Genomic DNA, 13,738 nt, shown 5'->3' with positions numbered 1-13,738 from the left:
ATGAGTTTTATGAAAGCGGGTAGAAATATGGAAAACAAAATTGAAGTGCTTTCAACCGTGACGGTCAATTATCAAAGTGACTTATATAAATTGGTTGATGCATTAAATCGTACTTTAAAAGAACAGGATTTAATGTTTGGATTAGCACTAGATAAGCAAGATCAAGAAAAAGCTGTATTTACTATTTATAGGACTTAACAAATGGCACTAAAAAGATGGATTCTGTTTATCGTTACTTTTTTGATTAGTCTTACGGTTATTCTTAGTTTACTTATTTATTTTCAAGCAAAAGCTCCTTTTAAAGCAGCCAGTCAGGATGCCGAAACTTATGTATTACATAATAATTTGTTATCCCATATTAATGATTCATATGTTTTTAATAGCACAGCTACTTATCATACTGTTATTGGTACAACCGCTAAAGGGGAAGATAAGGCTTTCTTTATTCCTGAAAAGAAAACAAATGATACTATTATGGAAGTTAAATTGAAAGATGGTATTACAAAAGAACAGGCAATAGAACTAGCAATGAAAGATGAAAAAAACAGTAAATTGTTACATGCAAAACTAGGAGTAGAAGAAGTAGGACCAGTATGGGAAATTTCGTTTTTAAACAAAGATAATAAGCTCGGTTATGTATATTTATTATTTGATAACGGAGATTGGTGGAAACGAATATCTAATTTATAAAGAAACTTTTGAATTTTTGGAGGATAAAATGAAAAAAATTATGATTAAAGATATGGAAAACCATATAGGCGAAACAGTTAAACTTGGTGCATGGCTTGCCAACAAGAGATCAAGTGGTAAAATAGCTTTTTTACAACTACGTGATGGATCTGGATTTGTTCAAGGTGTTGTCGTAAAAGAGGAAGTTGGAGAAGAAATTTTCCAATCTGCTAAAGGATTAACACAAGAAACTTCTATGTATGTAATTGGTGAAGTAATAAAAGATGAGCGCTCTTCCTTCGGATACGAATTACAAGTAAAAGAAATTGAAGTTATTCATGCCGCTGTTGACTTTCCAATCACACCGAAAGAACATGGAACTGAGTTTTTAATGGACAACCGTCATCTTTGGTTACGTTCTAGAAAACAGCATGCAATTATGAAAGTCCGTAATGAGATAATTCGTGCTACATATGAATTTTACAATAATAATGGCTTTGTAAAAATGGACCCACCAATTTTAACTGGTTCTGCTCCTGAGGGTACTTCTGAATTATTCCATACAAAATATTTTGAAGAAGATGCTTACCTTTCTCAATCAGGACAATTATATATGGAAGCAGCTGCAATGGCTCTTGGAAAAGTTTTTTCTTTCGGTCCAACATTCCGAGCAGAAAAATCTAAAACTCGTCGTCATTTAATCGAGTTCTGGATGATTGAACCGGAAATGGCATTTGTGGAATTTGAAGAAAACTTAGAAGTACAAGAACAGTATGTAGAATTTATTGCTCAAGCTGTATTGAAAAATTGTACTTTAGAACTAGAACGTTTAGGCCGTGATTTGTCAAAACTTGAAAATATTAAAGCACCATTCCCACGTATTTCATATGATGATGCGATTAAATTCTTGCATGAAAAAGGCTTTGATGATATTACATGGGGAGATGATTTTGGTTCACCTCATGAAACTGCGATTGCTGAAAGCTTTGACAAACCAGTTTTCATAACGCATTATCCGATTGGTATTAAACCATTCTACATGCAACCTCATCCAGACAGAGATGATGTAGTTTTATGTGCGGACTTAATTGCTCCAGAAGGATATGGGGAAATTATTGGTGGTTCGGAACGTATCCATGACTATGATTTATTAAAACAACGACTAGCAGAACACAATTTAGATGAATCAGCATATGCTTGGTATTTAGAACTTCGTAAACAAGGTTCAGTGCCGCATTCAGGATTTGGTCTTGGATTAGAAAGAACTGTTGCTTGGTTGAGTGGTGCAGAACATGTTCGTGAATCCATTCCGTTCCCACGATTATTAAACAGATTATATCCATAAATAGCTTTTATACTTTGCAATATCTTAAAAAGGGGAGACGAGTATGCAAAAGCGAGATCGACTCCGTATTTGGACTGAGCAGGGAAATGTAACCATTTCCCAGCTTTTTTTTAACTATTATAAAATGATTGATGTAAAAGATGAAGAAGCAATTTTACTTTTACACTTAATCGCTTTTGGTGAAGCGGGGAACCACTTTCCAACACCACAAAACTTAGTCGAACGTACGCATTTTGATGAAAATAAAGTAACGAGTATATTACAACGTCTTGTACAAAAAGGGTTTGTTCAAATTGAACAGCAAATTGATGAGGACGGTATACGTTTTGAATATTATAATTTCCAATACTTATGGAATTTACTTTTAAACTATGCGGAGCAAAAAGAAAATAGTGTAGATGATGATTTGTTAAAATTAGAAGAAGGTAATATTTATAAATTATTTGAACAAGAATTCGGTAGACTGCTATCCCCAATGGAATATGAAACGATTGGCATGTGGTTCGATCAAGATCAACATTCTCCTTCGTTAATACGGTTAGCACTTAAAGAAGCAGTTTTGTCACAAAAGCTTAGTTTACGATACATCGATCGAATTTTATTTGAATGGAAAAAGAAAAATATTAAAACTGTGGAAGCAGCAGAAAAACAGTCATCTAATTTTAGACAACAAATCCCAACACAAAATCAAGTTGAACATGCTTCTACTTCAACGAAGGTATCATTTTATAATTGGTTAGAAGAGAGAGAGTAGGAGGGGAAAATTTGCTTTCAAAAGCACAATGGCAATTTTGCCTAGATGAGATGGAGCGAATGTTTCCTAATGCTCATTGTGAGCTCGTTCATGACAATCCATTCGAATTACTAGTAGCTACATTATTGTCAGCACAATGCACAGATATTTTGGTGAATAAAGTAACAAAAAATCTATTTCAAAAGTATAAACAGCCAAAAGATTATTTGGCCTTATCTATTGAAGAATTGCAAAATGATATTCGTTCCATTGGCCTGTATCGAAATAAAGCTAAAAATATTCAGGCGTTAAGCAAGCAACTCATTGAAATATATGATGGAAAAGTGCCAGCGAATAGGGACTTGCTTACAACTTTTCCTGGGGTGGGACGCAAGACCGCAAATGTCGTTGTTTCGGTTGCATTTAATATCCCGGCGATTGCAGTAGATACACATGTTGAACGTGTAACTAAAAGGTTAGGTTTATGCAGATGGAAAGATTCAGTTCTACAAGTGGAAGAGACACTAATGAAAAAAACACCGATAGAGTCATGGTCAAAAGCACATCACCAACTCATATTCTTTGGTCGCTATCATTGTAAAGCTCAAAATCCGAATTGCCCGGAATGCCCATTATTGGCAGTATGCCGCGAGGGAAAGAAAAGGATGAGTAAAGTTGTTTAATGATAATTTCATCGATGTCGGAAGCAAATTTGCTGAGTGGGATCAACTAAAAGAGAAATTAGCATTGCTTTTTAGAATTGAAGACGAATCACGACTTATTATGATGAAGCATAGTATTTTACTATTGACTCAAATTTTAGATGAGATGGAAGAGGCTAGACCGGTTAATTTTTCAGACCGTTTGGAATTTATTAAAAAGAATACTCATAACTATACTTCTTTTCGTCAACTTGAAGAGTTATTCAAAGAAACCAAAAAGAAATATGCAGTAAAAAGAATAATGGATAATAAATAGATGAAATGAAGTTTTCTATCTTTTTCCGTTAGGTTGAAAATGTAAAATTGTACCTTAGAAGGACATTAACTTAATGTCCTTCTTTTTGTAGAGATAAGAAACAATATAAATCTATCTTGGATGCTAGGAATCTTGCTAGATCTTGATTGTTTTTCCTTTTACAGTACCTTGTATACTTGAAGCAGGGTGGATAATTAGAGTAGATGTTACTAAATAAAAATAGATAGTATCCATTGTTAGAAAAGCGCTGAGCGGACGAAATTATCTCTTCGTCCGCTTTTATATAAGGGATTTATTCTCTCATTAACCAACCTATTGGACTTTGTCTCAACATATCCGCCACGATATTAACGAAAAAAGAGGATCCGCAGGAGCAAATATTTCGTCCTAAGCACTCTAAAATAATGAAGACAAGAAGCACTAGGAATTTTTGGTTTGATTTGGATAATTAGAGGAAAAATACTTTCCTACTCTTTTAAAAAATTCCGAAGATGCCATTTCGTAAGCTCTTCACTACTTTACCTTTAGATACTATCTAGTTTTTCTCTGGTTCCTCTTGCCATATGGATAAGCAAAAAAGTACTAAACTTTACATCAGCAGCATCTCTTACTTAGGTAATACTCACTTAATGGATTGAAGTGAAAGGTGGCGACTCCAGCGGGATGAGTGAGACAGATTAGCCATCACAAACGAACGCGGTAGCGGCGGTGATGGCTAATCGCTCACCCCGCGGAACGCGTCCACCTGAAACGGAAATCTTTGGTATTATTTATTTCTTTAAAGTACTATAAACACCCGTAGGAGCAATGTTTGGTCCAGGGCACTCGAATTAGTGAAGATGCTACTTTAATGCCGCTTGCTCTTTTCTTATTCTCAAAGCAATAGAGCAGAGGAGAGTAAGACGAGTTTGAAGTGAAGTTATTCCATTACTATTTCAATAGAAAAAGCTGTTATTGCTAATTAATGTTGAAAGTAGCAGAACATTCATGCAAAATATTCCTTCGTTAGGATTTAATTTGTTTTATGATCTTCGAGAAAATGCAAATAATCCACACCATTTGAGGTGATTCTTGTACCAGTCCTACCTCTTCCTTTTGTTATGAAACCTTCAACTTCCAAAGAATTCAATCTACGTCGAACCTGCTGTGGAGATAAATAATGCCCATTTTTTTCACTAATTATTGAGATCAGTTGCCTACTTGCAGGCTTGCCATTATCATTACATTGCTTAATAGTTTCTAAAAGGAATAGATATTCATGCATTTCCAATAGATCCTCAGGAATCGGAAAACTAGTTACAATATCTTGAATTCCTACTTTTTGAAACCGGTCATGAGGAATGTCCTTTAATTCAATTTTGTTTCCATTACAGATGGTGAGCATATAATCAATCATACTTTTTAATTCTCGAATATTACCTAACCATTCTTGTTTCCGAAGCTTTTCTAGGACTTCTTCATCGACCCTAACCCACTTTCCGCTTTTTGTAATAAAGTGTTTTACTAGTAAAGGTATATCCATTTTCCGCTTTCTAAGAGGCGGAACAGAGAGGGTAAGAACGTTTAAACGGTAAAACAAATCGGAACGGAACGTTCCTTCCTGTGATTTCATTTGAATATTTTTATTAGTTGCAGCAATTACCCGGACATTTACAGGGATTACTTTTCTTCCACCGATCCTCCTCAATTCTTTTTCTTGAAGAACTCTTAATAAATGAGATTGAACTGTTAAACTAATGTCTCCAATCTCATCTAAAAAAATCGTTCCATTTTCCGCTAATTCAAATAAGCCTTTTTTCCCGCCTTTTTGAGCTCCTGTAAAAGTTCCTTCCTCGTACCCGAACAATTCACTTTCTAGCAAATTTTCTGTTAAAGCGCTGCAGTTGATTGCGATAAATGGTCCGTTTTTTCTCACTGAATGAAGATGGATGGAGTGAGCAAATAATTCTTTCCCAGTTCCTGTTTCCCCTTGTATTAGTATTGGATGTTCCGAGAGGGCAAGTTTTTTGGCTATTTGTATACAATCCTTGAGTATTGGATGATCTCCAACAATCTCATCAAAATTATATTTTGCATAAAAACCCTTGTTTTTTAACTCCTGCTGTGCAATTTTTTTTACTTCAAACGCCTGATTAATGCTTTTAAAGGTCGCTACAATTGTATTTTCTGTTTCCATTTGATGTCGGAATATAACTAGGTCTACCCCGTATATCGTAAAGAATTTACTTTCTTCATTACCATGGAGGATAAAGTCAATAATATCCAGACTAGCAATAACCTTCCCTAACTGTTTGTGGATTACCTCTTCTACAGATAAATGAAAAAGCGCTTCTAAACGACGGTTAAATACGGTGATTTTTTGCTGATGATTAATCGCTAAAATACCGTCATCGACAGAGTCTACAACGTTTTGAATATGTTGACTCAATTGTTTAGCGTTTTGTTCTGCATCTGATAGTTCCCGTTGTAGATCAATAATGTTACGGATATATCTTTCTGAAATTAATGAGGAAATTTTTTCGCCTAACCCGAAGTATTCTACTACCTTTAAAATAGTTGCCATATCGAACAAACGGACGCCGATATCAATCACATTTTTAATATATGGAGGACAAAGATGAGACTCTCCCGGGGAAACAGCGATATCAATATTATTATAAAATAGCTGATCCCTCTTAAATGGTTCGTACCTAAAATGATCAATACCCAGCTGATAAAGAGATTCAATTAGCTCAATCGTAGCAAAATCATCATCATTAACAATTAGTACGTTAGAATTTTGTGGAATTTTTAATAGCTGATCAATAAATTGATGATGGACCGTTCGTTTGCCTACAATCATTTCTTTACCCGTTATATGACACATCTCATTTGCTTCTATTCTCGTAACCTCAGATGAAAACAGAATAAAATCAGCAGTCAATTGCGCGGGTAGTCCGTTCATTGTTGCAAAACTTGTTATTTGAACATAATCTCCCAATAATTGGTGAAGCTGCTCAAATAAGACTTGTTTTGTTTGGGTACTGCCTGCTATTAACGTAATTGATTGTTTGATCATCGAAATCTCCTTTTTGAATGGTGTTCTTTTAGGTTATATTATACCACCAAAGAGAACCAAAAAAGACCAATTAATCGGTTAAATAAATTTAATTTTCAGAATTATTACGTTTTGCAAGTTGGCACGAAAATTGCATATATATTAAGAGTGTGGCTTTAAAATTAAAAAGGGAGATGAGAAGATGAGTCAATTGGGTAAAAATGTTGAACCAATTACACCAAATAGAAAGCCGGTTCAAATCAATGCATTTGCTTTATTATTCTTTGTTGTAGTAGCAGCCATGATTTTAACATTTATTTTACCGGCAGGGGAATACAATCGTGTAGAAGTGGATGGTCGGACTATTGTGGAAGCGGACTCCTTTAAATGGATTGAATCCTCACCAGTCTATCCATTTGATATGTTTAAAGCTCTCCATAAGGGGATGGTTGAAGCAGGAGGAATTATTTTCTTTGTATTAATCATTGGTGGGTTTTTTGGTGTCCTTAAAGCAACAGGTACAATTGATGTATTGATTGCTACAATGGCTAGAAAACTGCAAAAACGAGAAAAGCTATTAATTCCTATCATGATGCTATTCTTTGCTGCAGGGGGATCGTTAATGGGGATGGCGGAAGAGGGACTTGCCTACATTCCCCTATTAATCCCGCTAGCACTAGCCCTTGGATTTGATACAATCACGGGTATGGCTATTGTATTACTTGGTGCAGCTGCAGGTTTTACAACAGCTGTTATGAATCCATTTACAGTAGGAATTGCTCAGGGGATTGCAGAATTGCCACTTTTCTCAGGAATAGGACTACGCTTAGTATTATTTGTGGTGGTTTACCTTGTCTCTGTTATATTTGTCTATCGCTATGCAATGAAGGTGAAGAAAAACCCCGAACTAGGTTTCTACGGAAACTACGACAAGTCAGCTGCAGATAAACTGTTGAAATCTAATATAAATCTTTCAACCAAACACAAGCTTATTCTTGGGGCGTTTCTATTAAACTATGTTGTTTTGGCATATGGGGTCATTAAATTCGAATGGTATCTTTCCGAGATTGCTGCCTTATTTATTATTTTAACGATTGTTGTGGGGATTGTTGGGAAACTCTCTATTGACAATATGGTGAAAAATTTTATGAGTGGGTCTGCTGCGCTAATAGCAGGTGCTTTAATTATCGGTGTCTCGAGAGCGACATTGGTCGTATTAAGTCAAGGGCATATTGTCGACCCTATGCTTCATGGAGTATCAGAAGCGATTAAACATGTACCAGGAACGATTAGTGTAATCGGTATGTATGGCTTCCAAACTGTAATTCATTTCATTTTAGCATCGGGAAGTGGCCATGCAATGTTAACAATGCCAATTATGGCGCCACTAGCTGATTTGCTTGATATTACTAGACAGACAGCTGTTTTATCATTTTCATTTGCCGACGGGATAGGAAATATTATTTTTCCAACCGCTGGTACATTAATGGCTGGTTTAGCTATTGCGGGGATTCCTTGGACGAAATGGGCAAAATGGGTTTTTCCACTAGTCATTATCCAATTTGTGATTGGTTTAATTGCAGTTATTGTTGCTCATGCAATAAATTACGGTCCATTTTAGCAAAAACACATACACATCGTTAGAGTAACCAAGGAGGAGAAAATTTGTGCTGACGTTGATTAAAAATGGTGAAGTGTACGCACCTCATTATTTAGGAAAGAGAGATATTTTAATAGTTGATAGTAAAATCGGCTATGTTAAAGAGATCATTGAACATCCACAAGATTTTGTTTCGGTTAAGGTGATTGATGCTTCTGAAAAGCTGGTTGTCCCTGGTTTTATCGATGCCCATGTTCATATCATTGGTGGAGGTGGGGAAGGTGGATTCAAGACTCGAACACCTGAGTTGACCTTAACTAATTTAACAACTGCGGGCATTACAACGGTTATTGGACTTCTGGGAACTGATGGAACGACACGACGGATGGAAAGTCTGCTCGCAAAAGCACGTGGCCTAGAAGAAGAAGGTGTAACATGTTATATACATTCAGGTTCATATCAGTTGCCGGTAAGAACATTAACAAACAAGATACAAGAAGATATCATTCTTATTGACAAAATAATCGGGGTCGGAGAAATTGCCATATCTGACCATCGATCGTCTGAACCAACGTTTAATGAAATTGCAAAAATTGCATCAGCAGCACGAAACGGAGGAATATTATCAGGAAAAGCTGGACTATTGGAAATTCATGTCGGTGATGGAGAAGAAAAGCTTTCATTACTAGAGGAAGTTGTCAATAAAACCAATATTCCAATTTCCCATTTTCATCCGACTCATATAAATCGAACGGAGGAATTATTTACTGCCGGAATTCAATATGCCTTGAATGGAGGATATGTTGATTTAACTACGAGTACTGTTCCGGAGTTTTTAGAGGAGGGAGAAGTAAAGTCTAGTACAGGCTTAAAGAAGATGCTTGAAGAAGGAGTGTCAATCGAAAAAATTACTTTTTCTTCTGATGGCCAAGGAAGTTTGCCTACATTTAACCGAAATGGCGAGTTAATTGGACTTCAAGTAGGATCTGTTTCTTCTTTATATAAAGAGGTTAGAGACGCAGTCCTAGAAGAAGGAGTTTCATTAGAAGTTGCACTACAAGTCATAACGTTAAACCCTGCTAAAGTGCTGAAGCTGCCAAATAAAGGTAGGATTCAAGAAGGAACAGACGCTGATATTGTACTATTAGACAAAAAGACACTTGAAATAGATAGTGTCATGGCTAAGGGGCAATTAATGGTTCAAAATAAAGTGCCAATTGTCAAAGGGACATTTGAATAAGAAAAAATGGAGGGATTAATGTTGAGAAAACTTTCGTTTATTTTTGTCCTTGTTTTATCGATGTTTGCCATAAACATGTTTACGTTTCAAGTAGAAGCAACTCAAAATAGTTTGTCAAAGTCCGCTGGTTCTCTTGTTATTGTAGGTGGTGCATTAAGTTCCGATAATGAGGCAGTTTACAAAAAATTCTTAACCTTGGCCCAACAATACAAAGGAAAAGCATTAAAGGACGTAAAGATTGCGATAATCCCTGCTGCAAGCGCTGTTCCGATTGAAAGTGCAGATGGATACAAAGAAGATTTCGTCCGCTACGGCGTCCCAATAGATAACATCTATACAGCACCAATTGCAGTAATCGATGACCCTTCAACAACCGAGGTTGACGAATCGACTTGGAAGGATAACGGTAACAGTTCTGAAATTGCAAAAAATATAGAAGAGTTTGATGCAATTTGGTTTGTCGGCGGTGACCAATTACGTCATATTAAAACACTAGTGACTGCAGACGGGAAAGATACAGTTGTATTAAAAGCTATTAGAAAAGTATATGAAAACGGTGCGGTCCTTGGTGGAACAAGTGCTGGGGCTGCAGTTATGAGTAACCCGATGATTGCATCAGGAACGAGCGTAGGAGCCTTAACGGATGGGGTTCATATTCTTAAAAATTTTGATCAGGATACTGGTGATGATCAACTTTTTCTTACGACAGGTTTAGGGTTCTTTACTCATGGGATTGTAGACCAGCATTTTCTAGAACGCGGCCGTTTTGGGCGTTTGCTTGTCGCAACTCAATACAACAAAGCACGATATGGATTTGGAATTGATGAAAATTCAGCAATGGTTTATACAAGTAAAGACGACAATATTGAAGTCATTGGTGCAAGTGGTTTAATAATTGTTGATCTTCAAGGGTCAACAATTATTAAAGGGAAACGCTTTGCCATGAAAAATGTAACAATGCATTATTTGGAAAAAGGCGATTGTTTCAATGTTAAGGAAGGAACTTTTACGTTAAATAAGCTTCATAAAACGACCAAAGGAATCGAATATTACAGTAAAAATCCAATTGCAATGGATATCTTTGGAAAACAAAAATTGAAAACGGTTCTAACGGAAGATTTAATTGATAATGAAGCAACTAAAGCAGAAGCGTTATGGTTTGACATGGATGATGACAAAAAAGGAAATGGATTTAAATTTACATTCAGAAAAACAAATTTAACAGAAGGATTCTGGGGAAGAATTGATCAAGTCGGATCTTATGCTGCATTAAATGTTCAAATGGATGTTGAACCAATTTCAATTAAGATCCAAATCGAAAAATAGTGTATTAGAACATTAGAGCTTTCATCATTCGAGAAGTTAGATTCTGAAGCGAAAAGGAAAGCCCGAAGCACTTGTATCTTGCATAAAAATTTTGCTTAAAAAATAAAATGGCCGATCCTATGTCGAGAAATTCGACTTAGGATCGGCCATTTATAAAATAAACTATGGGTTTGTATTGGAGCTATCTTCAGAACCAGTGGTGCCATCAGGATTTGTAGTTTCATCAGGGGTAGTTCCTGATTGGTCTCCACCTGAATTGTTTCCACTTCCGTTCCCGTTGCCTTTATTATTTCCATTCCCATTGTTATTCCCATTGTTATTGCCATTTCCATTATTGTTTCCATTATTGTTTTCGTTACCATTTTTATTCCCGTCACCTGGATTATCAGCGGGATTTGTTTCATCAGTTGGGGGTACTACAGGCTGTTCTTCCACAACTGGATTTACTGTAAGCGAAATAGATGTTGGATCACTGCGTACGTCATCAGAAACGGCAGTAACCGTGAATACATACGAACTTCCAGGAACTAAACTTTGTACATTTAAACCGAGTTGGTCCGTTGTTTGAAGTACTTGATTTGCTCCTTTGTCAATAGAGACAGATACTTCAAATTTAACATTCACTTCTTTGTCTTTTGGTTTATCGAAGTCCCATGATAATGTTGCAGATAATGACGATTCATCATAATCTACATTTAAATTACTCGGAGCATTTAGTACAGGTTTCTCGTATATATTCGATACAGAAGTTGGCTCTGTACCCTTTACAAATAACTCCGTTTTCTTTAAATCATCTGGTGTAAACTCACTTGCTAATTGAAGCGGATTAGAACCTTTTTCGATCGTTGCTTCAACAACTGAACTAGGTTTTTTAAAGCGCCCAGTATTTTTTCCTTTTGAAATGTTAGTCATCACTTCTTTAAAAATATGCTGAGGTAAATATCGTTCCTCGTTTGTAGTCATTGGTGTTTTTAAATCAGGGTAACCAGACCATATCGCAATGGAGTAATCTGTAGTGTATCCTGCAAACCAAACATCTGGGAAAGCACTACTTGGTAAGTTCCATTGTTTGATTTGATTTGAATCATAGTTGGATGTACCAGATTTACCCGCAATATCTAATCCACTTATCGCAGCTCGTGTTGCAGTTCCTTTTGTTAAAACATCTCGTAAAACATCTGTCACCATATAAGCGGTAGAGTCTTTCATAACTGGAACTGACTCAGGACGATAATTTTTTTCTGTTTTTCCATCACGGTATACAATTTTATTAATAGAGTAAGGTTCTGTATGCACACCGTTATTACCAAAAGCTGCGTAAGCTCCAGCCATCTGAATTGGTGACATCGATTTTGAAGTCCCACCAATTGCACTACTTTCTGTTACATTACCAATATCAATACCGAAACGATTAATAAATTCTTTAGCATTTTTTGTACCTACTTCTTTCAACGTTTTTACTGCAGGTACATTTCGAGAGTTATAAAGTGCTTCACGCATAGTCATAGCACCTTTATATTTTCCATCAAAATTTCTTACTACTTGATCAGATCCAGTGTACGTAATTTTATCATCTACAATTGTTTGTCCGGTTGACCAATTTAAAAATTCTACTGCTGGGCCATAATCAAGTAATGGTTTGATAGTAGAACCAGGAGATCTAAGTTTCATATCTTGCGCATAGTTAAATCCACGTTCTGCCCCGTAATTTCGTCCTCCACCAACTGCAGCGATTGCTCCCGTTTTTGTATCAATTACAGCGATACCTGATTGAATATCTTTATTCGGGAAAATATTAGAGTTAAGACTCGCTTCTACTTGTTTCTGAGCATTTGGTTGAAGGGTCGTATAAATTGTAATACCATCAGCAATTGAATCACCGTCACCATTTTTTTCTAATTCATCTAATACAATATCAATAAAGGCATCGTATTTAGAATTCCTCTTAGCAATTCGCTGATCTTCAGGAAGTAAAGAACTCTCTACTGAAACCGCTTGTGCTTTTTTCATTTCAGCGTCCGTAATTTTGCCGTGTAAGTTCATTAAGTGTAGAACGACATTTCTACGTTTTTGAGCAAGTTCAGGATTTTTAAATGGATTATAATTGTTCGGACTTTGCGGCATACCAGCAAGTACAGCAAACTGATCTAGCGATAAATCTTTTAATTCTTTTCCATAGAAATACTCTGCAGCTGTTCCAAATCCATAAATTCTTCCTGACATTAATACTTTGTTAAAATACATTTCAAAGATTTCATTTTTGTCATATTTACGTTCTAATTGTAAAGCAAGATATGCTTCTTGTGCTTTTCGTTTTAATGTTTTTTCGTTTTTTAAGAAAGAGTTTTTAATAACTTGCTGTGTAATCGTACTTGCACCTTGGGCTCCGAATCCTCCAGTCACGTTGGCAATGACTGCTTTTCCTAATCGCAAGAAATCGATACCATTGTGTTGATAAAAACGAGAGTCCTCTGTTGCGATAATAGCATCTACCATTTGCTTTGGAATTTTATCAAATGGGACATATTCTCGATTTTCCGACCCAACAGTTGCAAATAAGTCTCCATTTGCATCAAGCAGCTTTGGACTTATAGGATCCTTTAAAGAAGATTCATCTAACTTTGGTGCAGAGCTTACATAATAAGCAAAAAGAGATCCTCCACCAATTAGCCCTAATACTCCTACAATTAAGATAGTAGCAATAATACGTTTAATCCATGTTTTCACAGGTTTTTTCGAATGTTTTTTTTGCTTTAATTCTTTTCTTCTTTGTTCACGAGTTCTTTTTTGTTCACTCATAAACGTCTCCT

11 protein-coding genes are annotated in these 13,738 nt (G+C 35.9%); 9 read left to right on the top strand and 2 right to left on the bottom strand.

The window, feature by feature from the left end:
* The first annotated feature begins 27 nt into the window (after positions 1-27).
* Genes ACTSKG_RS04800 through ACTSKG_RS04775 form a run of 6 tightly spaced genes read left to right on the top strand, consistent with a single transcriptional unit; the run spans position 28 to position 3,725 of the window.
* Entirely contained in the window at positions 28-198 is a 171-nt protein-coding gene (locus ACTSKG_RS04800) for a YpmA family protein (protein ID WP_464757007.1), read from the top strand.
* 3 nt (positions 199-201) lie between these two features.
* A complete protein-coding gene (locus ACTSKG_RS04795) occupies positions 202-690 on the top strand; it encodes a cell wall elongation regulator TseB-like domain-containing protein (RefSeq protein WP_464757006.1) in 489 nt (162 codons plus the stop codon).
* Between the two features lie 28 nt (positions 691-718).
* Positions 719-2,014 carry an asparagine--tRNA ligase gene (gene asnS / locus ACTSKG_RS04790; RefSeq protein ID WP_464757005.1) on the top strand — a complete coding sequence of 432 codons (1,296 nt, stop codon included), beginning with the start codon at positions 719-721 and terminating at the stop codon, positions 2,012-2,014.
* A gap of 43 nt (positions 2,015-2,057) precedes the next feature.
* Complete coding sequence (locus tag ACTSKG_RS04785; protein ID WP_464757004.1) at positions 2,058-2,768, top strand: DnaD domain protein; 711 nt, start codon at positions 2,058-2,060, stop codon at positions 2,766-2,768.
* 11 nt (positions 2,769-2,779) lie between these two features.
* Complete coding sequence (gene nth, locus ACTSKG_RS04780; protein WP_464757003.1) at positions 2,780-3,430, top strand: endonuclease III; 651 nt, start codon at positions 2,780-2,782, stop codon at positions 3,428-3,430.
* Positions 3,423-3,725, top strand: coding sequence for a YpoC family protein (locus tag ACTSKG_RS04775; RefSeq protein WP_464757002.1), 303 nt, complete (start codon positions 3,423-3,425; stop codon positions 3,723-3,725). The genes nth and ACTSKG_RS04775 overlap by 8 nt, the downstream gene beginning before the upstream one ends.
* Positions 3,726-4,737: 1,012 nt before the next feature.
* On the opposite strand, the gene ACTSKG_RS04770 is transcribed toward ACTSKG_RS04775, so the two are convergent.
* Complete coding sequence (locus ACTSKG_RS04770) at positions 4,738-6,783, bottom strand: sigma 54-interacting transcriptional regulator (RefSeq protein WP_464757001.1); 2,046 nt, start codon at positions 6,781-6,783, stop codon at positions 4,738-4,740.
* 181 nt (positions 6,784-6,964) lie between these two features.
* On the opposite strand from ACTSKG_RS04770, the gene ACTSKG_RS04765 reads away from it, so the two are divergent.
* Genes ACTSKG_RS04765 through ACTSKG_RS04755 form a run of 3 tightly spaced genes read left to right on the top strand, consistent with a single transcriptional unit; the run spans position 6,965 to position 10,928 of the window.
* Positions 6,965-8,383, top strand: a complete 1,419-nt coding sequence (locus tag ACTSKG_RS04765) for a YfcC family protein (protein WP_464757000.1) — start codon at positions 6,965-6,967, stop codon at positions 8,381-8,383.
* 46 nt (positions 8,384-8,429) lie between these two features.
* Complete coding sequence (gene iadA / locus ACTSKG_RS04760) at positions 8,430-9,602, top strand: beta-aspartyl-peptidase (protein ID WP_464756999.1); 1,173 nt, start codon at positions 8,430-8,432, stop codon at positions 9,600-9,602.
* A gap of 18 nt (positions 9,603-9,620) precedes the next feature.
* The gene (locus ACTSKG_RS04755; RefSeq protein ID WP_464756998.1) at positions 9,621-10,928 is read left to right on the top strand and encodes a cyanophycinase; all 1,308 of its coding nucleotides are present in this window, start codon (positions 9,621-9,623) and stop codon (positions 10,926-10,928) included.
* Between the two features lie 162 nt (positions 10,929-11,090).
* Here the strand turns inward: ACTSKG_RS04755 and ACTSKG_RS04750 are convergent, their stop codons facing one another.
* A complete protein-coding gene (locus tag ACTSKG_RS04750; RefSeq protein ID WP_464756997.1) occupies positions 11,091-13,727 on the bottom strand; it encodes a PBP1A family penicillin-binding protein in 2,637 nt (878 codons plus the stop codon).
* Between the last annotated feature and the right edge of the window lie 11 nt (positions 13,728-13,738).

The organism is Psychrobacillus syltrankelensis (assembly GCF_055454035.1).
Note: the sequence above shows the minus strand (reverse complement) of the source record. Positions and strands in the feature narration are given on the sequence as shown.

Coding starts and splice junctions, on each gene's coding strand:
- ACTSKG_RS04800 (WP_464757007.1), top strand. CDS start 28: ATGGAAAACAAAATTGAAGTGCTTTCAACCGTGACGGTCAATTATCAA.
- ACTSKG_RS04795 (WP_464757006.1), top strand. CDS start 202: ATGGCACTAAAAAGATGGATTCTGTTTATCGTTACTTTTTTGATTAGT.
- asnS (WP_464757005.1), top strand. CDS start 719: ATGAAAAAAATTATGATTAAAGATATGGAAAACCATATAGGCGAAACA.
- ACTSKG_RS04785 (WP_464757004.1), top strand. CDS start 2,058: ATGCAAAAGCGAGATCGACTCCGTATTTGGACTGAGCAGGGAAATGTA.
- ACTSKG_RS04770 (WP_464757001.1), bottom strand. CDS start 6,783: ATGATCAAACAATCAATTACGTTAATAGCAGGCAGTACCCAAACAAAA.
- ACTSKG_RS04765 (WP_464757000.1), top strand. CDS start 6,965: ATGAGTCAATTGGGTAAAAATGTTGAACCAATTACACCAAATAGAAAG.
- ACTSKG_RS04755 (WP_464756998.1), top strand. CDS start 9,621: ATGTTGAGAAAACTTTCGTTTATTTTTGTCCTTGTTTTATCGATGTTT.
- ACTSKG_RS04750 (WP_464756997.1), bottom strand. CDS start 13,727: ATGAGTGAACAAAAAAGAACTCGTGAACAAAGAAGAAAAGAATTAAAG.